The sequence below is a fragment of the Solirhodobacter sp. genome, from assembly GCF_964715405.1.
In genome coordinates, this window is sequence record NZ_CBAICG010000003.1 from 91,657 (window position 1) to 114,046 (window position 22,390).

The following is a 22,390-nucleotide window of genomic DNA, read 5'->3' on the forward strand; positions in this document are numbered from 1 at the left end:
CGGAAGGGTGCGATTCAATCAGGTTTATGGGATTCGAATGGGAGCAGTCGGCAAACGGGGCCGGAAACGCGACAAGGCTTCTTAATAAATATCGCTATTTCAATATGATATATTGAAATCTTACCGATTCCAGGCACCGTTTCGCGCTTCGAAACACACAATTACTAACAACGGCCTAAAGGGTGGGCGACCAGTTCCCTATAAATGGAACTGGGTATGATTCGGCTTGGCAGTCCTTATCGGAGGGCCATGATGTTGGTTCGCGGCGTATGACAAAGAACATGGACCGAAGCTTTTCGGGCGGGGATGTCATCGCCATCGGCAGGCCGGGCGAAAGCGTCCTGCCGGGTCTTGGCCATGTCCCCTTGACAAAAAGGGTGTTCGACAAGGTTTCCGCCCTGGCCGGTCTGGTGTTCTTTGCGCCGTTCCTGCTGCTGACCGCCCTTGTCATCGCCGTGACGGAAGGTGCGCCGGTGATCTTCGCGCATGAGCGGGTCGGGCGCGGCGGTCGCCTCTTCCGGTGCTACAAGTTCAGGACCATGTCGCGCAACAGCGAGGCCATCCTGGCCACGTTGATCGCAAACGATCCTGCCGCCCGGGAGGAATGGGACAGCAACCGGAAGCTTAGAGTTGATCCGCGGGTGACACGCCTTGGTGCGATCCTGAGGAAGACAAGCCTCGACGAGCTTCCGCAACTGTGGAACGTGTTGAAGGGAGATATGTCGATCGTGGGGCCGCGCCCGATCGTGACCGAGGAATGCCACCACTACGGCGAGCACATTCGGGATTATCTTGCCGTCCTGCCCGGAATCACGGGCGCATGGCAGGCCCACGGGCGCAGCAACACGACCTATGACGAGCGCGTTGCCCTGGATGTCGAGTATGTTCGCAACTGGAGCTTTGGCACCGATATCGTTATCATCCTGAGGACGATCAAGGTTGTCCTCGGGTCTGACGGCGCTCGCTAGCGCCCACTCAAATGGCAGAGACGACGGACATGCCGACCGCGGCCCAAAACGCCATGCACCCGACGATCACGGCCAGACGCAACTGGGCCGCAGGCACCGATCGCAGCCATTCGGGGCAGGCGCTGTTCGCGGCAAACCCGGAAAATTCGCCGGGGGCGCGCATCAATCCTTGCCGTTCGGTGGACTCCTGGGGCACGGGCATGAACTTCGGCCTTTGTCTGCGCGTGGACTGGCGATGACCGGGATCATACGCCAAAGTCACGCGGAACACACTCGGGATTTCAATCTGGGGGAGTGTAGTTACGGCAATCTGGCCAAAATGCGGCTGGTTCTGGCCATTGCGACGACCGGGCGGGCAAAGATTCTGGCCGGGACGATCCCGGACCTTTTGCGCCAGACCCGATCGCCGGACCTGATCGTGCTCAGCGTGGCGGCGCCGGAAGATGTCGATCCGCGCGTGCTGGAGCCGTTCGAGTGCCCCAAGCTGGTGGTGAACGGGCCGCGCGGGCTTTGTGCACAGCGCAATCGCGCGCTGGAACTGTTGCGCCCCGATGACGTGCTGTTGCTGATCGACGACGATTTCCTGATGGCGCCCGATTACATCGAGCAGACGCTGCGGCTGTTCCACCTCAATCCGGATGTGGTGATGGCCACCGGCACCGTGCTGTCGGACGGGATCGGCGGCCCCGGCTATGACGTTGCCGAAGGGCATGCGAAACTGGCGCAGGCGGCACCCCCCGCGGTGCGCGCGCTGACCGACACCTACAACGGCTATGGCTGCAACATGGCGATCCGCGCCCGGCCGGTGCTGGAGCGCGGTCTGCGCTTTGACGAACGGCTGCCGCTTTATGGCTGGCTGGAAGATGTCGATTTCTCGCGCCGACTTTCGGCCGAGGGGCGGATCGTGCGGTCCACCGCGCTGACCGGTGTGCACCTCGGCACCAAGACCGGGCGGACGAAGGGCGTCTGCCTGGGCTATTCGCAGATCGCCAACCCGGCCTACCTGATCCGCAAGGGCACGATGAGCCCAGGCCGGGCGTTCCGGATGATGGCGCAGAACGTCGGCACCAACCTGTTGCGGGGGGTGCGGCCGGAGCCCTGGATCGACCGGCGCGGACGCCTGAAGGGCAACCTGCTGGCGCTGCGTGATCTGGTGACCGGACGGATGGCGCCAGAGCGCGCGCTGTCACTGCGCTAGTTACACAGGCTGGCCTCGACGCGAAACCCGTCGGGGATCGAATCGCGGCCCGCAAGCATCAGGTCGGCCATGACCGCGCCGACCTTGGGGGCGATGCCGAAGCCGATCTTGAAGCCGCCGTTGGCGATGAAATGACCCGGTCGGCCCGGCCAGGGCCCGAGCATCGGCGCACGGGTCGCGGCGCGGGGGCGGACCCCGGCCCAACGCTCCACCACCGGCGCGGCGGCCAGGGCCGGAACCGCGGCAATGGCGCGGGCGAGCAGGGCGTCGCACTGCGCATCGGTGGTGTCGGGGGCGTCGAAGCTGCGCTCGCTGGTCGATCCGATGGCGACGGTGCCGTCGTCATGGGGCACGAGGTGCAGGCCGTCGATGAAAAGCTGCGGCAGGTCGCCCGCGTCGTGGGCAAGGCTCAGCGACTGCCCCTTGACGCCGTTGCCGACGGGTCGGCCGAGCGCCTGCGAAAGGTCGGCCAGACCCTGATGGCCGGTCGCCCAGAGCACGGCGCCCTTTGCTTCACCCTCGCCCAGAACGATCTCACCCCCCAGCGCCAGCACTGCCGCGGCCAGCACGGCGGCGGCGCGGCGCGGGTGCATCCGGGCGCTGAGCGTGTCGTGGGTCATCAGGCCGGTGGGCGTATCGGGGGCCCAGCCGGAAAGCCCCGCCGTCGGGATCACCGACCATTGGGCACGGTCGCCCCAGATCGCCCGCGCACCCTCGGCCCGCGCGCGGGCGCTTGCCACCGCGCGGTCATCGGCCAGCGGTTGCAGCCGGCCAGTGCGGGCATAGCCCGAGGACAGGCCGGTCAGCGCCTCCGCCCCCCGCCAGTAGTCTTCGGCCATCAAGAGGCTGTCGAGCTGGAACTGCTTCTTGGCGTTCCACTGTTCCGGCACATGCGGGGCAAGCGCACCGACCAGACCGCCGCTCGACCCCGCGCCGATGGCGCGACGCTCGATCAGCCGGACACGGGCGCCACGCAGCGCGCAGGCATGGGCAACCGACAGGCCGAAGATGCCGCCGCCCATCACCGTGACGTCCGGCGTTGCCATTCCCCGCGCCCTTCCGCATTGTCGCGCCCCGGACGGGGTGTAGGGCAAATGGGCGAGCAGGGCCAGACGGCGGAATTGACATGGGGCGAGGGCGGCGTTCCCGTCTCGACCCGGTTCGGCGACCCGTATTTCTCGCGCAATGACGGGCTGGCGGAAACGAGGCACGTCTTTCTGGCCGGGAACGGGCTGCCCGAGCGGTTTCACGACGGCTTCCGCGTCGCGGAACTGGGGTTCGGCACCGGGCTGAACATGCTGGCCACCGTGCTCGCCTGGTCGGCCGCCGGGGTGCCGGGGCGGTTGCACTACACCAGCTTCGAGGCCTTCCCGATGGCCGCCGATGATATCGCCCGCGCGCTGACGTCCTTCCCCGAGGCGGAGGCCGTCGCGGCGCCGTTCCTCGACCCCTGGCGGGCCGGGCAAAGGGTGATCGACCTGTTCGGGGTCCGGGTCACGGTGATCCTTGGCGACGCGCGCGACACGCTGCCTCGCTGGGCGGGCCAGGCGGATGCGTGGTTCCTTGACGGGTTCTCGCCCGCCAGGAACCCCGAGTTGTGGGCGGAACCGCTGCTGGCCGAGGTCGCGGCCCATACCGCGCCAGGTGGCAGCTTTGCCACCTACACTGCGGCGGGGTTTGTCCGCCGAGGCTTGCAGGCGGCCGGATTTCAGGTAGAGCGGCGACCGGGACATGGGGCCAAACGGCACATGACCGCAGGCTGGCGGAACCGATGACCGAACAGAATACCCGGCTGGGGATCATCCTGATGATCGCCACGACCATCGTCTTTGCGTTGCAGGACGGCCTGTCGCGCCACCTTGCCGGTGCCTACAACGTCTACATGGTGGTGATGATCCGGTTCTGGTTCTTCGCCGCGTTCGTCATGGTCACCACGGCCCGCAGCCCCGGCGGGATTGCGCGCGCGGTGGCCACCCGGCAGCCCGTCGTGCAGATTTTCCGCGGCCTGCTGCTGGCGGCCGAGGTGGTGATCATGGTGCTGGCCTTCACGCATCTCGGGCTGGTGGAAAGCCACTCGATCTTCACCTGTTACCCGCTGCTGGTCGCGGCGCTGTCCGGCCCGGTGCTGGGCGAAAAGGTCGGCTGGCGGCGCTGGACGGCGATCGCCATCGGCTTTGTCGGCGTGCTGATCATCCTCAAACCCGGCGCCGCGGTGTTCTCACCCTGGGCGGTGCTGCCGCTGATCTCGGCCTTCATGTTCGCGCTCTACGGTCTGCTGACGCGCCATGTGGCGCGGAAAGACCCCGCCGCCGTCAGTTTCTTCTGGACCGGCGTTTCTGGCGCGGTGGCGATGACGGCGGTGGGCCTGTGGTTCTGGCAGCCGATGACGGGCCCCGACTGGGGGATGATGGGGATGCTGTGCTGCACGGCGCTGTTGGGCCACTGGCTGTTGATCCGCGCGTTCGAGGTGGCCGAGGCCAGCGCGATTCAGCCCTTCGCCTTTCTGCAACTGCCCTTCGCCTCTGCGATGGGGGTCGGCGTCTTCGGCGATGCGCTGCACCTGAACACGGTGATCGGCGCGGTCGTGGTGGTGTCGGCGGGGCTTTTCACGCTGTGGCGCGCGCGCATGAAGGCGGCGACTATTGCCCCTTCAGTTCAGCCGTAAGCCGGATCGGCAGCGATTTCCCCGCCAGCTTGGCGCGGTAGACCTCGTAGCTTTCCGACACCCGCATGATGTAGTCGCGGGTTTCGGTGAACGGGACGCTTTCGATCCAGTCGACCGGGTCCACGCCGGGCTCGCGCGGGTCGCCCAACTGGGCGATCCAGGCGCTTGCCCGGTTCGGGCCGGCGTTGTAGCCCGAGGCGACCAGCGTCAGGGCGGGGCCGAACTGGCCGATCAGCTTGGCCAGATAGGCGCTGCCGAGCGTTGCGTTGTAATCCGCGTCCTGCGTCAGGCGGGCCATGTCGTAGCCGACCCCGACGGAGTTCGCCATGCGGCGCGCCGTGTCGGGCATCACCTGCATCAGCCCCAGCGCGCCCGCCGGGCTGACCACCGTCTCGTCGAACTCGCTTTCGCGCCGCGCGATCGCCAGCGCGAGATCGACCGGCACTGGCAGTTGCGCCTTGGCAAGGTCGGTCAGCGGGAAATAGGCGCGCGGCAGGATGATGTTGCGGTCGGCCGCCTTCTTGGCGATGAGCACGCCGATATGCGGCTCGCCCAGGCTGAGCGCGAGGTTCGCCAACTGCCCGAGGCCGGTCGCGTCGAGCCCGTCCGCCACATGCAGGAAGAACCGCTTGGCCAGCGTCCGGTCGCCCGCCTTCTGCAACAGCAAGCCCGCCTGCAACGCCGAGTTTTGCAGGAACGCGGCGCCATGCCAGTCGGGCAGGTCGCCGTTCAGCAGCGCAGGGTCAAGCGGCAAGCCGGCCTTTTCGGCCGACATGAGTCCATAGAAGGCGGTCTGGTATTGCGCGCCCCTCGCATAGGCGGCCCTGGCGGCGGCAGCGTCGCCCATCGCCTCGGCGGCGCGGCCTTCCCAATAGGCGGCGCGGGCCAGGCTGATCGGCGTCGTCACCCCGTTGCCAAGATTGCGGAAATGCGCCAGCGCGGTTTTCGGATCGTGCAGTTTTTGCAGCGCGATGTAGCCCGCGAGGAATTCGAGGTCGGCGTAGTCGCCGCCCGAGGTCAGGAAATCGTTCGCCGCCAGCCGGTAGGCCCGTTGGGGATCGCCCCCCGTCATCTCGCGCCGCGCGAGGCGGGCGCGCGCGTTGGCCCATGCGGAGGGGTCGCCCAGTGTCTTGGCGGACGCCGACGACTGCAACAGCAGATCGGCGGCGCCGTCGAGGTTACCCTTGGCAAAGCGATAGGCGAACCGGTCATGCGCCAGCCCCGGATCGGCCTGCAAGGCGGCCGGGACGGCGGCCACCAGCCCGTCAACGCCCTTCCCCTGGGTCTGCAGCGCGATTCGCGCGGTGCCGAGCGCCTGTGGCCCCGGACTCGCCAGCGGCAACATCCGCGCGGCCTCGGTTGTCCGACCGCGCCACAGCAGCATGTCAAGCCGCTTGTCGTTCAGCCCCTTCAGCACGGGGCCGAAGGCGGCCGTTTCGGCGGCCTGCTCGTCGGCGGCATAGGTTAGCGTGAGCCAGGCCCGGCGTGCCTCGGCCGTGGCCTCGGTTGTCTTTCCGCTGGCTTGCAGCGCGGTCTGGAACGCCAGCGACCCGGCGGCCGTGTGCGGCAGGTCGGCCGCGAAAAAGGCCAGCACATCGGCCACCGGCACAGCGGCGGTGATCGTCGCCTCGCCTTTCAGACGCAGATAGGACAGACCGGGCCAATCCGGGTGGCGGCGCAGAAAGGTGACGTAGTCGGAAAACGCGCCGTCGCCGCCGCGCAGGCGGTCCCATTCGATGATCTCGGGGCCGAGCGGCCCGGCCTGTTGCGCGCTGGCCTCGGCGGCGTCCCAGTTCTGCTGATCGGCCAGTTGCAGCGCATCGGCCAGGGCCGCGCCCGCGGCGCTGGTCTGGGCGCCGAGCGGACCGGCAAGCGTGAGGGCGGCGAGAAACGCGGGGAACAGGCGTATGATGGAATGCATGCTTTCAAAAGAAACGCGAGGGCGTGTGCTGAGGGCGTGTGATCTGGGGCTCGGCTCAAGTGTATCGGGATGCGGCGCAATCGCAACACACAAACTTGGCAAGCCGCCGCGTCGGGGCTAGGGTCCGCCGGGTTTGCAGCCGGGCGACTCAGAGCGCGCCCAAGACAGGAGAAGCGTGTCATGATCAAAGGGATCAATGGGTCGATGCCCGCCCTGGTGACGCCGTTCAAGAACGGCGCCCTGGATCTGGATACGCTGAAGAAACTTGTCGACTGGCACATCGCCGAGGGGTCTTCGGGCATCGTGCCGGTGGGCACGACCGGGGAAAGCCCGACGCTGAGCCATGACGAGCATGAGCGCGTGGTGGAAGAGGTCGTCAAGGCGGTCGCGGGCCGGGTGCCGGTGATCGCCGGGGCCGGGTCGAACAACACGACCGAGGCGATCCGGCTGGCGCGTCACGCCGAAAAGGTCGGCGCCGATGCGGCGCTGGTGGTGACACCCTATTACAACAAGCCGACGCAGGCCGGGCTGATCGCGCATTTCACCGCAGTGCACGACGCCTGCGCCCTGCCGATCATCATCTACAACATCCCCGGCCGGTCCGTGGTGGACATGTCGCCCGAGACGATGGGCGAACTGGCCAGGCTGCCGCGCATCGTTGGCGTGAAGGACGCGACCGGCGACCTGAGCCGGGTGCCCAAGCAGCGCATCACCTGCGGTACGGATTTCATCCAGTTGTCCGGCGAGGATGGCACCGCGCTGGGCTTCAACGCGCATGGCGGCGTGGGCTGCATTTCGGTGACCGCGAACGTGGCGCCCCGGCTCTGCGCCGAGTTTCAGGCGGCGACGCTGGCCGGCGATTATGCCAAGGCGCTGGACCTGCAAGACCGGCTGATGCCGCTGCACATCGCGATCTTCCTCGAACCGGGGTTGGTGGGCGCGAAATACGGCCTGTCGCGGCTGGGCCTGTGTTCCGACGAGGTGCGGCTGCCGCTGGTCGGGCTGACGGATGCGACCAAGGCGCGGATGGATGCCGCGATGCGGTTTGCGGGGCTGCTCAACTAGGGCTTGCAACGGCCCGGATCCGGGCCGTTACATTTTCGCAACGCGGGGTGCGCTTTTCGCGCAACGCTTGCCGTTGTCTTGATTTTAACACGTTGCTGCGCAGACCTAACCTCCAGGGAGGCATGGTCGATGCTGGAACATTTGCCCAAGGATGTGCGCGAAGGGCTGGAAGCGGCCCGAAAACGCGACGACAAACGCCGCTCGCGTCTGCGGGTTCATGTGGGCGACGCGGTGCACCCGATCCTGCGGATCTGGGATACGGGCTTCGCGCTCGACGCCACCACCGCGCCGCATCTGCGCGGGCTGGTCGACATCTACGAGGGTTCGCGCCATCTGCGGCAGTGCCTGATCGTCGCCTCGGCCGAAGCCGGGGGAGAGATCGTGTGCGACTTCAAATGGGCAACCGAGGCGCTGGACCGCGCCCCGCTAGACTTCGAGCGCGACGAGAACGCACCGGTGGGCCTGCTGCCCCGCGCGTGACCGCTACTGAAGGTCGGCGAAGGCTTTGTGCAACCGTTCCACCGCTTCGACGACCAGACTTCTCGGGGTCGCGATGTTGAAGCGCAGGAAGGCTTCACCGCCGCGCCCGAAGCTGGCGCCGTAGTTCACCGCGATCTGGCCCTGCCGTTCCACCCGCGCGATGAACTCTTCCGGCGCCATCCCGGTGCCGGAGAAATCGACCCAGGCGAGGTAGGTCGATTCGAGCGGCATCGAGGTGACGCCGGGGATCGCATTGACCCCTGCGTCGAACACCCGGCGGTTCTGGTCCAGGTAGGCGACCAGGTCATCAACCCAACGGGCGCCTTCCTCGGAATAGGCCGCGGTGGCCATCGTCAGCCCGAAGGAATTGGCCGAAATGCCAAGCGCCGCCATCCGCCCGGCAAAGCGCGCGCGCAGGGCCGGGTCCGGGATGATGACATTGCCAGTGTGGCCGCCCGCGATGTTGAAGGTCTTGGTGGTGGCGGTCATCATCACCAGGCGGTCCATGATGTCCGGCACCGCCTTGGCCATCACGGTGTGCTTCTGGCCGGGGAAGACGAGGTCGTGGTGAATCTCGTCCGACACCACGATCAGGTTGTGGCGCTGGGCGAAGGCCGCGACAGCCTGCAATTCGGTCTCGGTCCAGACCCGGCCGCCGGGGTTGTGCGGCGAACACAGGATCAGCATCGTCTCGCTGCCGGTCATCATCGCGTCGTAGGTGTCGAAGTCCATCTCGTAGCGGCCGGAGGCGTCGATCAGCGGGCATTCCACCACCTTGCGCCCGGCCGCTTTGATGACGCGGGCAAAGGCGTGGTAGACCGGGGTGAACAACACGACCCCGTCGCCCGGCTGGGTGAAGGCGTCGACGCATATCCCGGTGCCGTTGACCAGACCGTGGGTGGTGAAGATCCACTCGGGCTGCACGTCCCAGCCGTGGCGGGTGGCCATCCACCAGCGGATCGCATCAAGGTAGGCGCGGTCGTCGCCGAAGTAGCCGTAGATGCCGTGGTCGATCATGCCCTGCAACGCGGTGGTGACGCAGGCCGGGGGACGGAAGTCCATGTCGGCCACCCACATGGCGATGCCGGTATCGGCGGGCACACCATAGAGTTTTTCCATCGCGTCCCATTTCGCGGAATGGGTGCCGCGGCGGTTGATGATCTCGTCGAACGACATGGATGCTCCTCTTTTCGCCAACCCTAGCCGCTGATCAGGCACGCGCAAGGGCGTGAGGTCGGGGCGCCAGGGCAAGATTGTTCCGCATTGGCTGGCTAGCACGGAACGCCGTCGCGAGGAAATGGGGCAGATCGGAAGGATCGTCGCAGTCTGGCCCGAAAGGCGGAACTGCGTTCCGGGTGCAGCACCGCGCTGCAAAGCTGTCGCAGCCGTTGCGCGGCTGGCAATGATCGCCTAAATCCGGGGCATGAGCGTTCGTGATATCCTGATCCATCCCGACCCGCGGCTGAAGAAGCTGTGCGACCCGGTTGCCGTCATCTCGCTCGAGATCGGCAAGCTGGCCGAGGACATGCTTGAAACGATGTACGACGCGCCCGGCATCGGCCTTGCCGCGCCGCAGGTGGCGGTGATGAAGCGCCTGCTGGTGATGGATTGCGTGAAAGATCCGGAAACCCCGCCACGTCCGATGGTGCTGATCAACCCGGTCATCACCTGGTCGTCGGACGAGCGCAGCACCTATGAAGAGGGTTGCTTGTCGATCCCCGAGCAATATGCCGACGTCGAACGCCCTGCCGAGGTGCGCGTGCGCTGGACCGGGCTTGACGGGCGCGAGATGGAGGAAGCGTTCAAGGGCCTCTGGGCGACCTGCGTGCAGCACGAGATCGACCACCTTGATGGCAGGCTGTTCATCGACTACCTGCGCCCGCTCAAGCGCCAGATGATCACCCGGCGGATGGAAAAGCTGAAGCGCGAGAGGGCGCGGGGATGAGCGACCGCCCGATCCTGCTCTGGCCCGATCCGCGCCTGCGCGTGGTGGCCGAACCCGTGGGTGACGTGACCGATGAGGTGCGCGCGCTGGCCGAGGAGATGCTGCGCATCATGTATGCGGCGCCGGGCCGGGGTCTTGCCGGACCGCAGATCGGCGAGATGCGGCGCATCTTCGTGATGGACTGCACCTGGAAGGACGGCACTCCCGACCCGCGCGTGATGCTTGATCCCGAAATCGTGTCGGCGAGCGATACCCTTGTGGCGCGCGAAGAGGGGTGCCTGTCGCTGCCGGGGTTCACCCTGGGGCTGCAACGCCCGGCCGAGGTGGTGCTGCGCTTCACCGGGCTGGATGGCGCGCGGCGCGAGGAGACGTTCACCGGCTTTGCCGCCACCTGCGTGCAGCACGAGCGCGACCATCTGGATGGCATCCTGTGCATCGACCGGCTTGACCCCGAAGTGCGCGAGATGATCGCCCCGGTGCTGGCCGCGATGGAGGGGAAATGACCCAGCGCCCCTTTGTGCGCTGGCCGGATCCCCGGTTGCGGACCGCCGCCGCCCCGGTGGTGGCGGTAACTGACGAGATCCGCGCGATCTGGGCCGACATGGTCGAGACGATGGACGCGATGCCGGGCTACGGCCTGGGCGCGCCGCAGATCGGCGTGATGCTGCGGCTGGCGGTGGTGGATTGTTCCGATGCGCGCGGGCAGGCGGTGAAAATGGCCAACCCCGAGGTGCTGCACGCCTCGGGCCAGTTCCGCGAGCACGAAGAGGCCAGCCCGAACCTGCCCGGCGTCTCGGCTGTCATTTCACGGCCGCGCGCGGTGACGGTGCGGTTTCTGAACGAGGCCGGTGCGGTCGAAGAGCGTGATTTCGTCGGCCTCTGGGCGACCAGCGTGCAGCATCAGATCGACCACCTGAACGGGCGGATGTATTTCGACCTTCTGTCGGCGCTGAAGCGCAAGATGCTGATCGCCAGGGCGCAGAAGCCGGGGCGGCGCGCATGAGAGTCATGCCGGAGGCGTGCGCATGAGAGTGGTCTTCATGGGCACGCCCGCGTTTTCGGTGCCGGTGCTCGACGCGCTTCAGGCCCGTCATGAGGTCGTCTGCGTCTACTGCCAGCCGCCCCGGCCCGCCGGGCGCGGCAAGAAGGACCGGCCCAGCCCGGTGCAGGCGCGGGCCGAGGCGCTGGGCCTGCCGGTCCGGCACCCGGTCAGCCTGAAGGGTGCCGAGGTGCAGGCCGGGTTTGCCGCGCTGAAGGCCGATGTGGCGGTGGTGGTCGCCTACGGGCTGATCCTGCCGAAGGCGATCCTCGACGCGCCCGCCCGGGGCTGCCTGAACATCCATGCTTCGCTGTTGCCGCGCTGGCGCGGGGCGGCACCGATCCATCGCGCAATCCTGTCGGGCGATGCCGAGACCGGCGTCTGCATCATGCGGATGGACGAGGGGCTGGATACCGGCCCGGTGCTGTTGCGCGAGGCGACGGTGATCGGGCCTGAGGAAACCACTGCCGAGCTGCACGACCGGCTGGCGGCGATCGGGGCCGCGGCGATCATCACGGCGCTGGACCGGCTGGATGCGCTGACGCCAGCGCCGCAACCGGCCGAAGGCGTGACCTATGCCGCCAAGATCGACAAGGCCGAGGCGCGGGTGGATTTCGCGCGCCCCGCGGTGGAGGTGGATCGCCAGATCCGCGGCCTGTCGCCCTTTCCCGGCGCCTGGGTCACGGTCGCGGGCGAGCGGCTTAAGCTTCTGCGCTCGCATCTGGCGACAGGGCAGGGCGCGCCGGGGCAAGTGCTGCACGGGCTGACCATCGCCTGCGGCACCGGCGCGGTCGAGGTGACGCTGGCGCAGCGCGAGGGCAAGCGGCCGATGACGGCCGACGAGTTGCTGAACGGCTGGGCGCTGCCGGATCGTCTGGGCTGACATCAGCCAAGCCGCTTGATCGCGTCCTTCAGCTTGAACCCGGCGTCGCCGGGGCGCGACCACAACAGCCGCCCCTGCCAGGCGGCAAAGATCATCGCGGCGCTTTCCCGGGTCTTCTCGCCGCCGCCGCCCAGCCGTAGCGCGATGGCCGCCTCGACGCGGGCACGCCAGGCTTCGGCCCGCTCGCGCAGAACCGCGTCGCGCAGATTGGTCACCAGCACCGAGATTTCGGACTCCATGTCGCGCCCGATGAGCTTGAGCAGAGTCGGCACCGCCTTGGCGGACACCGGGGTTTCGCCCTCGGCGGTTGTGGTCGCGGCGTCAACCCTGTCCCAGCCCTCAAGGAGCGCGGCACGGACCATCCCGTCGCGCGTGCCGAAACGCTGGGCCAGCGTCGAGGCGGCAAGGCCGGTGGCCTGACCGACCGCGGCGAAGGACACGGCCTTGTCACCGCCCCCGGCCAGCATCCCGCGCAGGGCCGCATGAATCGTCTCGTCCGATATGGTGCGGGCGCGTGACATGGGCCGAGTGTAGGCGAACGAAGATTTCTGTAAAGCCGTCGCAGCGGCGGGATCAGACCCTAGCCGTCGATTTTGGCTTGAACGGTGCCATGCCTGCGCGGGCCAACTCGTCGGCGCATTCGTTTTCGGCGTGCCCGGCGTGGCCCTTGATCCATTCCCAGCGCACGGTGTGGCGCGCCTGCGCCTCATCCAGTCTGCGCCAGAGGTCGTCGTTCTTCACCGGCTTGTTGGCCGAGGTCTTCCAGCCCTTGCGCTTCCAGCCGAACATCCATTCGGTGATGCCGTTCTTCACATAGGCGCTGTCGGTCACCACGGTGATCACGGACGGCCGCGCCAGCGCCTCCAGCGCCGAGATCGCGGCCATCAGTTCCATCCGGTTGTTGGTGGTCAGCGCCTCGCCGCCGGAAAGCGTACGTTCCTTCACCACCGCGCCGCCCTCGCGCGCGCGCATCAGCACGCCCCAGCCACCGGGGCCGGGGTTGCCGCTGCAGGCGCCGTCGGTATAGGCGAAAAGGTCGGGCATGGTGTCCTCCGTCGGGCGGGGATAGGCGGCGGCTGGCGCGGCGTCAACCGCGTGTCGTCGATCTCTTCACACCGTCTCGCGCAGGATGCGGGGCACCTTGAACTCCACGTCCTCGCGCGCGGTCTCGACCAGTTCCACCGTCAGCGCGAAGCGGGCGCGGAAGGCGTCGATCACCTCGGTCACCAGTTCCTCGGGGGCCGAGGCGCCGGCGGTGACGCCGACGGTGCGGATGCCGTCGAGCGCGCGCCAGTCGATCTCGGCCGCGCGCTGCACCAGTTGCGCGTAGCCGCAGCCCGCCGCGCGCCCGACCTCGACCAGGCGGCGCGAGTTCGACGAATTCGGCGCGCCGATCACCAGCAGCGCGTCGATCCGCGGCGCGATCTCTCTCACCGCCGCCTGCCGGTTGGTGGTGGCGTAGCAGATATCCTCCTTGTGCGGGCCGACGATGGCGGGAAAGCGCGCCTTCAGCGCCGCGACGATCCCGGCCGTGTCATCGACCGACAGCGTCGTCTGGGTGATGAAGGCCAGCCGCGCGGGGTCGCGCACGGTCAGGCCCGCGACATCGTCCGCAGTTTCGACCAGCAGCACCTCGCCGTCGGGCAACTGGCCCATCGTGCCGATCGTCTCGGGATGGCCCGCGTGGCCGATCATCACCATCTGCAACCCGCCCTCGTGGTGGCGTTCGGCCTCGACATGCACCTTGGACACCAGCGGGCAGGTGGCGTCGACGAACAGCATCTGCCGCGCCGCCGCATCGGCGGGCACCGACTTCGGCACGCCATGCGCCGAGAAGATCACCGGCCGGTCCGGCGGGCAGTCCTCAAGCTCCTCGACAAACACGGCACCCTTGGCGCGCAGCCCGTCCACGACGTATTTGTTGTGCACGATCTCGTGGCGCACATAGACCGGCGCGCCCCATTTGGCGATCACCATCTCGACGATCTTGATCGCGCGGTCCACGCCCGCGCAGAAGCCGCGCGGCGCGGCGAGGTAAAGGGTCAACGGCGGCAGGGTCATCTGGGCTCTCGGATTTGAGCCAGACCTAAGCCGCCGGGCCCGCGCCGTCCAGCGTCAGGCGTCAAAGTAATAGGGGCCGGCGGCCAAAGTGCGCAGATAGTCGGCCATCGCCTTGGCCGCTTGCGGGGTTTCAAAGGCGCGGATGGGCACAACGATCGCCGTGTCATGGTTCAGCACGAACAGATGTGTCGGCGTGTCCAGCACCTGACCGATCAACTCGGGCGACAGGTAGCTGCAGTCGAGGGTCTTGATGTCGGTCCCAGCAACGCAATCAATCCATTCCTCGAATTCGGCCTGCACCGGGCACGGCACCATCCGCCGGGCGATCCAGCGCCGCCACAGCGCACGGGCCGCCAGCAGCAGGCCAAATTGCAGCACCATGACGCCGAGGAAGGTCGCCACGGCCTGCCACGACCCCTCTGGCCCCATCAGCCGTTCCGGCAGCAGACCGCTGGCCGCGCCGCCCGCCAGAAACCAAAGCGCCATCGCCACCTTGGCGCGCCCGGAAGGCTCGCGCTTCAGGGTCAGATAGGCGAGCGCATCGGCTGCGGTCAGCGGATAGACCATCCGATGCAGCAAGCCGCCATCGAAATCGCGGCTTGGCAGAGATGCAAAAGCCGAGGCAGTTTCCCGCCTCGGCTCAGGTGTCGTCCGGCTTTCGGTCACTTCTCCGCGACCGCGATCTCTTCACGTTCGGGGCGCGGTTCGCGCGGCGGGCGGCCGATGACGTCGCGCAGCTCGTCCAGCTCGATGAAGTTGTCGGCCTGGCGGCGCAACTCGTCGGCGATCATCGGCGGCTGGCTGCGGATGGTCGAGACGACCGAGACGCGCACGCCCTGCCGTTGCAGGCTTTCGACCAGCGGCTTGAAGTCGCCATCACCGGAAAAGAGCACGATGTGATCGACCCGCGGCGCCAGTTCCATCGCATCGACCGTCAGTTCGATGTCCATGTTGCCCTTGACCTTCCGGCGGCCCTGGCTGTCGATGTATTCCTTGGCGGGCTTGGTCACCATCGAGAAGCCGTTGTAGTGCAGCCAGTCGACCAGCGGGCGAATCGGCGAGTAATCGTCGTTCTCCAGCAGGGCGGTGTAGTAGAACGCGCGCAACAGCTTGCCGCGGCGCATGAATTCCTGTCTGAGCAACTTGTAGTCGATGTCAAACCCAAGCGCCTTGGCGGCGGCGTAAAGGTTGGAACCATCAATGAACAGCGCCAAACGATCGTCCTTGTAAAACATTGCGGTCCCTTTCAAAATCGCGACCTCACCATCCATTTTTCGCAAGTGAGTTCGCTTGAAAAAGGGATGTCCCCGGAGGTCGGAACCCTGACAATATGATAATTCGAAAGCCGTTGAAAGTGCCGCAATCCGGAGGGATGACGTGACGAAACGTCCGAATGCACCCGCTCTGGTGGCTCTGGGCGGAAATCTTGCGACTTCGGCGGGTGATCCGGAGGCGACAATCCGGGCCGCGATTTCGCAGATTTCCCTTGCGGGGCTTGAGGTTGTAGCGCGCAGCCGGTTGTACCGCACACCCGCCTTTCCCGACGCGACCGGTCCCGAATATGTGAACGCCTGTGTGGGAATATCACCGCAGCTTTCCCCCCGGGCCGTGCTTGACCGGCTGCACCGGATCGAGGCCGAGTTCGGGCGCGAGCGGGTGCAGCGCTGGGGGCAGCGGACGCTCGATCTCGACCTGCTCGCCTGTGGTGACGCGATGCTGCCCGATGACGCGACCCATGCGCTCTGGCGCGATCTGGCGCCGGAACAGCGGCTGATCCGCGCCCCGGATGAGCTGATTCTGCCGCATCCGCGCCTGCACGAGCGGGCGTTCGTGCTGGTTCCGCTGGCCGACATCGCACCCGACTGGCGGCATCCGGCGCTCGGCCTGACGGTGGCCGAGATGCTGGCGCGGCTGCCGCAGGCCGAGCGTGACGCGGTGCGGCCGATTTCCCCGGACTGAGGGCCGGATTCTTCGCTTGTCAAGGGTGTTGTGAGGCCGTAAACAAGCGCCTCCATGCCCCCAATCCATATTGGAGTCGCCGATGGCCCGCGTGACGGTCGAAGATTGCGTTGACAAGGTTCCGAACCGGTTCGAACTGGTGATGCTTGCGTCCCACCGGGCGCGCGAGATCCAGTCCGGCTCGCCGGTGACGGTGGATCGCGACAATGACAAGAACCCCGTTGTCGCCCTGCGCGAGATCGCGGACGAAACCCAGGCCGCCAGCGCGCTGCGCGAGCGGATGATCGAGAGCCACCAGACCCAGATCGAGGTCGACGAGCCGGAAGACGACTCGATGGCGCTTCTGATGGGGTCCGAGATGGATCGCCCGGCCCAGGACGACATGTCCGAGGAAAAACTGCTCCGCGCCCTCATGCAGGCGCAGGGGGAAGACTGAGGCAGCCCCGCGGCGCCACGCCGCGGGCCCCTGACAGGATGCGGACCGGATGATCGACGTCGAAGACCTGATCGCCCTCGTCCGCAACTACAACCCGCGCACGGACGCCGACCTGATCCGCCGGGCCTATGACTACGGGCGCAAGATGCACGAGGGCCAGATGCGCCACTCGGGCGAAGAATACTTCACCCATCCGGTCGCGGTGGCCGCGATCCTGACCGAACAGCGGCTGGATGACGCGACCATCGTCACCGCGCTGCTGCACGATACGATCGAGGACACCAAGTCCACCTTCGCCGAGGTCGCGCGCCTCTTTGGCGAGGAGGTGGCCGAACTGGTCGATGGCGTCACCAAGCTGACCAACCTGCAACTGTCGTCCACCGAGGCCAAGCAGGCCGAGAACTTTCGCAAGCTGCTGATCGCGATGTCGAAAGACTTGCGGGTGATTCTGGTGAAGCTGGCCGACCGGCTGCACAACATGCGCACCATCAAGTCGCTGCGGCCCGAGAAGCAGGCCCAGAAGGCGCGCGAAACGATGGATATCTTCGCGCCACTGGCCGGCCGCATGGGCATGCAATGGATGCGCGAGGAACTGGAAGACCTCTCGTTCCGGGTGCTGAACCCCGAGGGCCGCAGTTCCATCATCCGACGGTTCATCACGCTGCAGCGCGAAACCGGCGACGTCGTGCACCAGATCACCAACGACATCCGCATCGAACTGGAAAAGGCCGGGATCGAGGCCGACGTGTTCGGCCGGGCGAAAAAGCCCTACTCGGTCTGGCGCAAGATGCAGGAAAAGAACCTCGCCTTTTCGCGCCTGTCCGACATCTACGGCTTTCGCGTCATCACCGGGTCCGAGGCCGATTGTTACCGCGTGCTGGGGGTGATCCACCAGCGCTGGCGGGCGGTGCCGGGGCGGTTCAAGGACTACATCAGCCAGCCCAAGAACAACGGCTACCGTTCCATCCACACCACGGTTTCGGGCCGTGACGGCAAGCGGGTGGAGGTGCAGATCCGCACCCGCGAGATGCACGAGGTCGCCGAGGCGGGCGTGGCCGCGCACTGGTCCTATCGCGACGGGGTGCGGGCGCGGAACCGTTTCGCCGTCGATCCGGCGAAGTGGATCACCACGTTGACCGAACGCTTCGACGCGGATGAGGATCACGACGAATTCCTCGAAACCGTGAAGCTGGAGATGTATTCCGATCAGGTCTTCTGCTTCACCCCGAAGGGTGACGTGATCCAGTTGCCGCGCGGGGCGACGCCGCTGGACTACGCCTATGCGATCCACACCCGGATCGGGAACTCCTGCGTGTCGGCCAAGGTCGACGGCATCCGGGTGCCGCTCTGGACCCGGGTGAAGAACGGCCAGAGCGTCGAGATCATCACCGCCCAGGGCCAGCGCCCGCAAGCAAGCTGGATCGACATCGTCGTGACCGGGCGCGCCAAGGCGGCGATCCGGCGGTCACTGCGCGAGGAGGACAAGGGCCGCTTCGTCAAGCTCGGGCAGGAACTGGCGCGGGTGGCTTTCGAGCATGTCGGCAGGAAGGCGACCGACAAGGCGCTGCGCACCGCCGCGCGCCGCCTGGGCCTGCCGGATGAAACCGACCTGCTGGCCCGCGTCGGTTCGGCGGAACTGACGGCGCGGCGCGTGGTCGAGGCCCTGTATCCCGAGTTGGCCGCCGCCGCCCCGAGCGGCGAGGTTGATTCGCAGCGCCCCGTGGTGGGGCTGGACCCCAATCAGCCGTTCCGCCGCGCCAACTGCTGCCAGCCGGTGCCGGGCGAGCGCATCGTCGGCATCACCTACCGCGGCCAGGGCCCGGTCGTTCACGCGATCGACTGCCCGTCGCTGGCCGAATTCGAGGAACAACCCGAACGCTGGGTGGACCTTCACTGGACGCCGGGCCGCCACGCCCCGGTGCACACCGTCAGCCTGAACATCACGATCTCGAACGCGACCGGCGTGCTGGGGCGGATTTGCACCTTGATCGGCGAGCAGAAGGCCAATATTTCCGACCTGCATTTCGTGGACCGGAAACCGGACTACTATCGCCTGATCATCGAGGTCGATCTGCGTGACGTGGAGCATCTGCACAACGTCATGACGGCGCTCGAGGCGGAAAGTGACGTGGCGCAACTCGAGCGTTACCGGGATCTGAGCAGAAAGCCCTGACGGCAGGAGGAAAGGACGGTTCGGTGGTATTCAAGCGACGCATCAAACGGACCTTCCGCCAGATCGTCGTGGAAACGGTCTACCCGAAGGGCGGCTGGTGGCGGGCGATCAGCTACATCATGCACCGCCTGCGCCGTCTGCCCGACAAACCGCACCGCATCGCGCGCGGTGTGGCGGCGGGGATCTTCGTGTCATTCACGCCGTTTTTCGGCTTTCACCTGTTCATCGCGGCCGGGCTGGCCTGGCTGATGCGCGGCAACATGGTGGCAGCGCTCTTGTCGACACTGGTCGGCAACCCGCTGACATTCCCGCTGATCATGACCGTTTCGGTCGATCTGGGAACCTACCTGCTGCACGAGCCAGGCTCGTTGCACCTGCCGGTGATCGTGCGCGCCTTCGCCCGTGCCTCGGTGGAACTGTGGGAAAACCTCCAGGCGATGGTGATTGGCGGGCCGCGCCACTGGGAAAGCCTGGCCTGGTTCTTCCACCGGGTGTTCTGGCCCTATATGATCGGCGGCATCATTCCGGGTGTCGTGCTGGGTCTGGTGGGCTACTACCTCAGCCTGCCGCTGGTGGCCGCCTACCAGAAGCGCCGCGGCAAACGGTTGCGGGAACGGGTCGAAAAGTTGCGCGCGCAGAAAGCGGCGCGGATCGAGGCGCTTCGGGCGCGCAGAGCCGTGGCAGAGCAGGAGGGCTAGGACCGTGCAGGCAATCGGAAAGCTGCGGCTGGGGGTCAACATCGACCATGTCGCGACGGTGCGCAACGCCCGCGGCTCGGCCTATCCAGACCCGCTGCGCGCCGCGCTGCTGGCCGAGGCCGCCGGGGCGGACGGCATCACCGCGCACCTGCGCGAAGATCGCCGCCATATCCGTGACGCCGATATCGACGCGCTGATGGCAGGTCTGCGGATTCCGCTGAACCTGGAAATGGCGGCCACCGCCGAGATGCAGGCGATCGCGCTGCGCCACCAGCCGCACGCGGTCTGTCTGGTGCCGGAAAAGCGCGAGGAGCGCACCACCGAAGGCGGGCTGGACGTCGCGGGCGACGAGGCCCGGTTGCGCGACTACATTTCGCCCCTGCGCGCGGCGGGCTGCCGGGTGTCGATGTTCATCGGCCACCAGCCGCGACAGATCGAAGCCGCGGCCCGGATCGGCGCGGCGGTGGTGGAACTGCACACCGGCCATTACTGCGACCTGCACTACGAAGGCCGCCTTGCCGAACGCGATGCTGAACTGCGCGCGCTGCGCGAAGGCGCCGCCCTGGCGCATCTGCTGGGTCTGGAGGTGCACGCCGGTCACGGGCTGACCTACGACACCGTGGCCCCGGTTGCGGCCTTCCCGCAGGTGATGGAGCTGAACATCGGCCACTTCCTGATCGCCGAGGCGCTGTTCTGCGGCCTTGGCCCCGCCATCACCGAAATGCGTCGCCGCATGGACTTGTCGCGCGCGGCGTGATTCTATGGCGGCCGAAGTCGGGGGGGATGAATGGTCTGGCGCGTGGTGACACTTCCTTTCCGGCTGCTTGCGGCCTTGTCCAGGAACATCCTCGCGGGCCTGTTCCTGCTGGCGCTGGTGTTGAGTGTTGCGGCGGTGTCCTCCGATTCGGTCTTTGACCGGATGTCCGGCCTCGTCGAAGCCGTCTCGCCCGATCTTTCCGTCCGGACCCGGCAGGCCCGGTTGCTGGCCGCGGAAACCAGCCGCGCCGATGCCGAAGCAAAGCGCGCGGACGCTGCGGCGGCGGTGTCGGCCGATCTGAAGGAACGCAACGCCTCGCTGAGCCAGAACAACGACGCGCTGACCGCGACCAACACCGCGCTGAAGCAGCAGGGCGACACCCTGACCCAGGCCAATGCCGCGTTGACGGCCGAGAACAACGGGCTCCAGGTCGAGGCGGCAAAGGCCAGCGTGAACTTTCAGGGCCGCCTGATCCCGGCCGCCGAGGCGGTGGCCGAGGCGGCGCGCCGTCTGGCGGATCGCGTGATCGCCGGATCGGCGCGCCGTATCGCCGCGGCGCCGGGTGAGGCGGTGCCGTTCTACGGCATCCCGGTGATCGCCGCCGAGGGCGGGCAGGCGCTGGAGGATGACTGCGCTGCACTGCGCGACCTGCACGGCATCGACGTGGCCTTCAATCCCGCGACCGCGCTGGACGATGGCGGCGTGTGCGAACTGTCGATGCCCGACGCGGCCGCGCTCTGGGCGGCGGTGCGGGGCGATGTGCCCGCGCTGTGGCAAAAGCTGGGCGCTCATTTCGAGGGGCTGCCACCGCTTGCGCTGCCGGACTGGTGGAGGACGGTCCTGAGCCTTGCCGACGGGCTGGTGTCGCCGATGCCGCAGGTGACGGCCAAGCCATGATCCTGGGCATCGGCACCGATCTGGCCAATATCGAGCGGATCGAGGCCACCCTTGCCCGCTTCGGCGACCGCTTCCGCAACCGCGTGTTCACCGAGCGCGAACAGGCCAAGGCCGAACACCGCCGCGATGTGGCGGGCACCTACGCCAAGCGCTGGGCCGCCAAGGAGGCCTGTTCCAAGGCGCTGGGCACCGGGTTGCGGATGGGCATTTCCTGGCGCGACATGGCGGTGACGAACCTGCGCAGCGGCCAGCCGCAGATGCACCTGAGCGGCTGGGCCGCCGAACGGCTTGCCAGCATGACGCCGCCGGGGTATCGCCCGATCATTCACGTCACGCTGACCGACGACCATCCCTGGGCACAGGCTTTCGTGGTGATCGAGGCGGTGCCCGCACCGCCCGACGCCCCGCAACACTAGAGGAACACATGGCACGCAAGACCAAAGAGCCCGAAGGCATCGTCGACACCATCAAGACGGTGGTCTATGCCCTTCTGATCGCCGGGGTGTTCCGCACGCTGTTGTTTCAGCCGTTCTGGATTCCCTCGGGGTCGATGAAGGATACCCTGCTGGTCGGCGATTACATCGTGATCAACAAGATGGCCTATGGTTATTCCGCCGTCTCCTGCCCGTTCAGCCTGTGCCCGATCACCGGCCGCATCCTCGGCTCGCAGCCCAAGCGCGGCGACGTGGTGGTGTTCCGCCACCCCTCCAGCAACGAAGACCTGATCAAGCGCGTCATCGGCCTGCCGGGCGATACCGTGCAGATGAAGGACGGTCAGCTTTACATCAACGATACCGCGGTGCCCGCCGTGGCCGCCGGGACGTTCACCGAAATCTTCGCGCCCCAGGGCCCGAGCGGCGACCTGCCAAGCTGCGAGAACGGCGCGGTCGGGATCGGCGCGGCCTGCAACAGCGCCCGCCTGATCGAGACCCTGCCGGGCGGCAGGACGCATGACATCCTGAACATCACCGACACCGGCCCGGTCGACAACACGCCGCTTTACACCGTTCCCGCAGGCGATCTGTTCGTGATGGGCGACAACCGCGACAACAGCGCCGACAGCCGCTTTCCACAGCCGCAGGGCGTCGGGATGCTGCCGCAGGAGAACCTGATCGGCCGTGCCGACATGATCATCTTCTCCTCCGCCGGGCGGTCACTGTTCTTCTTCTGGACCTGGCGCGCCGACCGCTACCTCAAGTGGATCGTGTAGGTCGCGCGCCCTTCGGTGCCGGGCAAACTTGACTC

General features: G+C 67.1%; 27 protein-coding genes. 19 read left to right on the forward strand and 8 right to left on the reverse strand.

Features of this window, described 5'->3' with window-relative positions; all coding sequences use genetic code 11:
* Window positions 1–281 precede the first annotated feature (281 nt).
* The 3 genes from AC11WY_RS02055 to AC11WY_RS02065 all read left to right on the forward strand — a co-directional run bounded on the left by AC11WY_RS02055 (window position 282) and on the right by AC11WY_RS02065 (window position 2,166).
* The gene (locus AC11WY_RS02055) at window positions 282–968 is read left to right on the forward strand and encodes a sugar transferase (protein WP_482922026.1); all 687 of its coding nucleotides are present in this window, start codon (window positions 282–284) and stop codon (window positions 966–968) included.
* A 29-nt stretch (window positions 969–997) separates the two neighbouring features.
* Window positions 998–1,207: a hypothetical protein gene (locus tag AC11WY_RS02060; RefSeq protein WP_482922028.1), complete on the forward strand. Its 210-nt coding sequence runs from the start codon at window positions 998–1,000 to the stop codon at window positions 1,205–1,207.
* An 80-nt stretch (window positions 1,208–1,287) separates the two neighbouring features.
* Complete coding sequence (locus AC11WY_RS02065; protein WP_482922030.1) at window positions 1,288–2,166, forward strand: glycosyltransferase family 2 protein; 879 nt, start codon at window positions 1,288–1,290, stop codon at window positions 2,164–2,166.
* Here the strand turns inward: AC11WY_RS02065 and AC11WY_RS02070 are convergent.
* Window positions 2,163–3,212: an NAD(P)/FAD-dependent oxidoreductase gene (locus AC11WY_RS02070; RefSeq protein ID WP_482922032.1), complete on the reverse strand. Its 1,050-nt coding sequence runs from the start codon at window positions 3,210–3,212 to the stop codon at window positions 2,163–2,165. The genes AC11WY_RS02065 and AC11WY_RS02070 overlap by 4 nt on opposite strands.
* A 48-nt stretch (window positions 3,213–3,260) precedes the next feature.
* Between AC11WY_RS02070 and mnmC2 the strand changes: the two genes are divergently transcribed.
* Together mnmC2 and AC11WY_RS02080 are read left to right on the forward strand one after the other, a co-directional pair.
* A complete protein-coding gene (gene mnmC2, locus AC11WY_RS02075) occupies window positions 3,261–3,941 on the forward strand; it encodes a tRNA (5-methylaminomethyl-2-thiouridine)(34)-methyltransferase MnmC2 (RefSeq protein ID WP_482922034.1) in 681 nt (226 codons plus the stop codon).
* Window positions 3,938–4,831 carry a DMT family transporter gene (locus AC11WY_RS02080; protein ID WP_482922036.1) on the forward strand — a complete coding sequence of 298 codons (894 nt, stop codon included), beginning with the start codon at window positions 3,938–3,940 and terminating at the stop codon, window positions 4,829–4,831. Before mnmC2 ends, AC11WY_RS02080 begins: the two co-directional genes overlap by 4 nt.
* Here AC11WY_RS02080 and AC11WY_RS02085 read toward each other — a convergent pair.
* Complete coding sequence (locus AC11WY_RS02085; protein ID WP_482922038.1) at window positions 4,806–6,752, reverse strand: lytic transglycosylase domain-containing protein; 1,947 nt, start codon at window positions 6,750–6,752, stop codon at window positions 4,806–4,808. The genes AC11WY_RS02080 and AC11WY_RS02085 overlap by 26 nt on opposite strands.
* Before the next feature lie 180 nt (window positions 6,753–6,932).
* On the opposite strand from AC11WY_RS02085, the gene dapA reads away from it, so the two are divergent.
* Window positions 6,933–7,817: a 4-hydroxy-tetrahydrodipicolinate synthase gene (dapA, locus tag AC11WY_RS02090; protein ID WP_482922040.1), complete on the forward strand. Its 885-nt coding sequence runs from the start codon at window positions 6,933–6,935 to the stop codon at window positions 7,815–7,817.
* Window positions 7,818–7,946: 129 nt separating this feature from the next.
* Complete coding sequence (locus AC11WY_RS02095; protein WP_482922042.1) at window positions 7,947–8,297, forward strand: hypothetical protein; 351 nt, start codon at window positions 7,947–7,949, stop codon at window positions 8,295–8,297.
* Between the two features lie 3 nt (window positions 8,298–8,300).
* Here AC11WY_RS02095 and AC11WY_RS02100 read toward each other — a convergent pair whose 3' ends face one another.
* A complete protein-coding gene (locus tag AC11WY_RS02100; RefSeq protein WP_482922044.1) occupies window positions 8,301–9,473 on the reverse strand; it encodes a MalY/PatB family protein in 1,173 nt (390 codons plus the stop codon).
* Between the two features lie 247 nt (window positions 9,474–9,720).
* On the opposite strand from AC11WY_RS02100, the gene def (AC11WY_RS02105) reads away from it, so the two are divergent.
* From def (AC11WY_RS02105) to fmt, 4 genes are read left to right on the forward strand one after another with little or no spacing between them, the layout of a single operon-like run.
* Window positions 9,721–10,242 (forward strand): peptide deformylase, encoded by a 522-nt coding sequence (def, locus tag AC11WY_RS02105; RefSeq protein ID WP_482922046.1) that lies wholly within the window; start codon window positions 9,721–9,723, stop codon window positions 10,240–10,242.
* On the forward strand, window positions 10,239–10,745 hold the full coding sequence (def, locus tag AC11WY_RS02110; RefSeq protein ID WP_482922048.1) for a peptide deformylase: 507 nt from the start codon (window positions 10,239–10,241) through the stop codon (window positions 10,743–10,745). Before def (AC11WY_RS02105) ends, def (AC11WY_RS02110) begins: the two co-directional genes overlap by 4 nt.
* On the forward strand, window positions 10,742–11,245 hold the full coding sequence (gene def, locus AC11WY_RS02115) for a peptide deformylase (protein ID WP_482922050.1): 504 nt from the start codon (window positions 10,742–10,744) through the stop codon (window positions 11,243–11,245). The genes def (AC11WY_RS02110) and def (AC11WY_RS02115) overlap by 4 nt, the downstream gene beginning before the upstream one ends.
* A 22-nt stretch (window positions 11,246–11,267) precedes the next feature.
* Window positions 11,268–12,164 (forward strand): methionyl-tRNA formyltransferase, encoded by an 897-nt coding sequence (fmt, locus tag AC11WY_RS02120; RefSeq protein WP_482922052.1) that lies wholly within the window; start codon window positions 11,268–11,270, stop codon window positions 12,162–12,164.
* 2 nt (window positions 12,165–12,166) lie between these two features.
* On the opposite strand, the gene AC11WY_RS02125 is transcribed toward fmt, so the two are convergent.
* The 5 genes from AC11WY_RS02125 to AC11WY_RS02145 form a co-directional block, all read right to left on the reverse strand.
* Window positions 12,167–12,685 carry a transcriptional regulator gene (locus tag AC11WY_RS02125; protein ID WP_482922054.1) on the reverse strand — a complete coding sequence of 173 codons (519 nt, stop codon included), beginning with the start codon at window positions 12,683–12,685 and terminating at the stop codon, window positions 12,167–12,169.
* A gap of 52 nt (window positions 12,686–12,737) precedes the next feature.
* On the reverse strand, window positions 12,738–13,208 hold the full coding sequence (gene rnhA / locus AC11WY_RS02130) for a ribonuclease HI (RefSeq protein WP_482922056.1): 471 nt from the start codon (window positions 13,206–13,208) through the stop codon (window positions 12,738–12,740).
* A 66-nt stretch (window positions 13,209–13,274) separates the two neighbouring features.
* Window positions 13,275–14,225 carry a 4-hydroxy-3-methylbut-2-enyl diphosphate reductase gene (gene ispH / locus AC11WY_RS02135; protein ID WP_482922058.1) on the reverse strand — a complete coding sequence of 317 codons (951 nt, stop codon included), beginning with the start codon at window positions 14,223–14,225 and terminating at the stop codon, window positions 13,275–13,277.
* A 54-nt stretch (window positions 14,226–14,279) separates the two neighbouring features.
* A complete protein-coding gene (locus AC11WY_RS02140; protein WP_482922060.1) occupies window positions 14,280–14,804 on the reverse strand; it encodes a hypothetical protein in 525 nt (174 codons plus the stop codon).
* 83 nt (window positions 14,805–14,887) lie between these two features.
* Complete coding sequence (locus AC11WY_RS02145; protein WP_482922062.1) at window positions 14,888–15,460, reverse strand: LabA-like NYN domain-containing protein; 573 nt, start codon at window positions 15,458–15,460, stop codon at window positions 14,888–14,890.
* 142 nt (window positions 15,461–15,602) lie between these two features.
* On the opposite strand from AC11WY_RS02145, the gene folK reads away from it, so the two are divergent.
* The 8 genes from folK (at window position 15,603) to lepB (ending at window position 22,355) form a co-directional block, all read left to right on the forward strand.
* A complete protein-coding gene (gene folK, locus AC11WY_RS02150; RefSeq protein ID WP_482922064.1) occupies window positions 15,603–16,184 on the forward strand; it encodes a 2-amino-4-hydroxy-6-hydroxymethyldihydropteridine diphosphokinase in 582 nt (193 codons plus the stop codon).
* An 82-nt stretch (window positions 16,185–16,266) separates the two neighbouring features.
* The gene (rpoZ, locus tag AC11WY_RS02155) at window positions 16,267–16,620 is read left to right on the forward strand and encodes a DNA-directed RNA polymerase subunit omega (RefSeq protein WP_482922066.1); all 354 of its coding nucleotides are present in this window, start codon (window positions 16,267–16,269) and stop codon (window positions 16,618–16,620) included.
* A 49-nt stretch (window positions 16,621–16,669) separates the two neighbouring features.
* Window positions 16,670–18,793 (forward strand): RelA/SpoT family protein, encoded by a 2,124-nt coding sequence (locus AC11WY_RS02160; RefSeq protein WP_482922068.1) that lies wholly within the window; start codon window positions 16,670–16,672, stop codon window positions 18,791–18,793.
* A 23-nt stretch (window positions 18,794–18,816) separates the two neighbouring features.
* Window positions 18,817–19,491 carry a DUF2062 domain-containing protein gene (locus AC11WY_RS02165; RefSeq protein ID WP_482922070.1) on the forward strand — a complete coding sequence of 225 codons (675 nt, stop codon included), beginning with the start codon at window positions 18,817–18,819 and terminating at the stop codon, window positions 19,489–19,491.
* Between the two features lie 4 nt (window positions 19,492–19,495).
* On the forward strand, window positions 19,496–20,248 hold the full coding sequence (locus tag AC11WY_RS02170) for a pyridoxine 5'-phosphate synthase (RefSeq protein ID WP_482922072.1): 753 nt from the start codon (window positions 19,496–19,498) through the stop codon (window positions 20,246–20,248).
* Window positions 20,249–20,278: 30 nt separating this feature from the next.
* On the forward strand, window positions 20,279–21,145 hold the full coding sequence (locus AC11WY_RS02175; protein WP_482922074.1) for a hypothetical protein: 867 nt from the start codon (window positions 20,279–20,281) through the stop codon (window positions 21,143–21,145).
* Window positions 21,142–21,561: a holo-ACP synthase gene (gene acpS, locus AC11WY_RS02180; protein WP_482922076.1), complete on the forward strand. Its 420-nt coding sequence runs from the start codon at window positions 21,142–21,144 to the stop codon at window positions 21,559–21,561. The genes AC11WY_RS02175 and acpS overlap by 4 nt, the downstream gene beginning before the upstream one ends.
* Before the next feature lie 8 nt (window positions 21,562–21,569).
* A complete protein-coding gene (gene lepB / locus AC11WY_RS02185; protein WP_482922078.1) occupies window positions 21,570–22,355 on the forward strand; it encodes a signal peptidase I in 786 nt (261 codons plus the stop codon).
* The last annotated feature ends 35 nt before the right edge of the window (window positions 22,356–22,390 follow it).

Coding starts and splice junctions, on each gene's coding strand:
- def (WP_482922046.1), top strand. CDS start 9,721: ATGAGCGTTCGTGATATCCTGATCCATCCCGACCCGCGGCTGAAGAAG.
- AC11WY_RS02080 (WP_482922036.1), top strand. CDS start 3,938: ATGACCGAACAGAATACCCGGCTGGGGATCATCCTGATGATCGCCACG.
- acpS (WP_482922076.1), top strand. CDS start 21,142: ATGATCCTGGGCATCGGCACCGATCTGGCCAATATCGAGCGGATCGAG.
- def (WP_482922048.1), top strand. CDS start 10,239: ATGAGCGACCGCCCGATCCTGCTCTGGCCCGATCCGCGCCTGCGCGTG.
- AC11WY_RS02070 (WP_482922032.1), bottom strand. CDS start 3,212: ATGGCAACGCCGGACGTCACGGTGATGGGCGGCGGCATCTTCGGCCTG.
- AC11WY_RS02095 (WP_482922042.1), top strand. CDS start 7,947: ATGCTGGAACATTTGCCCAAGGATGTGCGCGAAGGGCTGGAAGCGGCC.
- AC11WY_RS02145 (WP_482922062.1), bottom strand. CDS start 15,460: ATGTTTTACAAGGACGATCGTTTGGCGCTGTTCATTGATGGTTCCAAC.
- AC11WY_RS02100 (WP_482922044.1), bottom strand. CDS start 9,473: ATGTCGTTCGACGAGATCATCAACCGCCGCGGCACCCATTCCGCGAAA.
- AC11WY_RS02175 (WP_482922074.1), top strand. CDS start 20,279: ATGGTCTGGCGCGTGGTGACACTTCCTTTCCGGCTGCTTGCGGCCTTG.
- AC11WY_RS02055 (WP_482922026.1), top strand. CDS start 282: ATGGACCGAAGCTTTTCGGGCGGGGATGTCATCGCCATCGGCAGGCCG.
- AC11WY_RS02065 (WP_482922030.1), top strand. CDS start 1,288: ATGCGGCTGGTTCTGGCCATTGCGACGACCGGGCGGGCAAAGATTCTG.
- lepB (WP_482922078.1), top strand. CDS start 21,570: ATGGCACGCAAGACCAAAGAGCCCGAAGGCATCGTCGACACCATCAAG.
- rpoZ (WP_482922066.1), top strand. CDS start 16,267: ATGGCCCGCGTGACGGTCGAAGATTGCGTTGACAAGGTTCCGAACCGG.
- fmt (WP_482922052.1), top strand. CDS start 11,268: ATGAGAGTGGTCTTCATGGGCACGCCCGCGTTTTCGGTGCCGGTGCTC.
- ispH (WP_482922058.1), bottom strand. CDS start 14,225: ATGACCCTGCCGCCGTTGACCCTTTACCTCGCCGCGCCGCGCGGCTTC.
- def (WP_482922050.1), top strand. CDS start 10,742: ATGACCCAGCGCCCCTTTGTGCGCTGGCCGGATCCCCGGTTGCGGACC.
- dapA (WP_482922040.1), top strand. CDS start 6,933: ATGATCAAAGGGATCAATGGGTCGATGCCCGCCCTGGTGACGCCGTTC.
- AC11WY_RS02085 (WP_482922038.1), bottom strand. CDS start 6,752: ATGCATTCCATCATACGCCTGTTCCCCGCGTTTCTCGCCGCCCTCACG.
- AC11WY_RS02125 (WP_482922054.1), bottom strand. CDS start 12,685: ATGTCACGCGCCCGCACCATATCGGACGAGACGATTCATGCGGCCCTG.
- mnmC2 (WP_482922034.1), top strand. CDS start 3,261: ATGGGCGAGCAGGGCCAGACGGCGGAATTGACATGGGGCGAGGGCGGC.
- AC11WY_RS02160 (WP_482922068.1), top strand. CDS start 16,670: ATGATCGACGTCGAAGACCTGATCGCCCTCGTCCGCAACTACAACCCG.
- AC11WY_RS02060 (WP_482922028.1), top strand. CDS start 998: ATGCCGACCGCGGCCCAAAACGCCATGCACCCGACGATCACGGCCAGA.
- rnhA (WP_482922056.1), bottom strand. CDS start 13,208: ATGCCCGACCTTTTCGCCTATACCGACGGCGCCTGCAGCGGCAACCCC.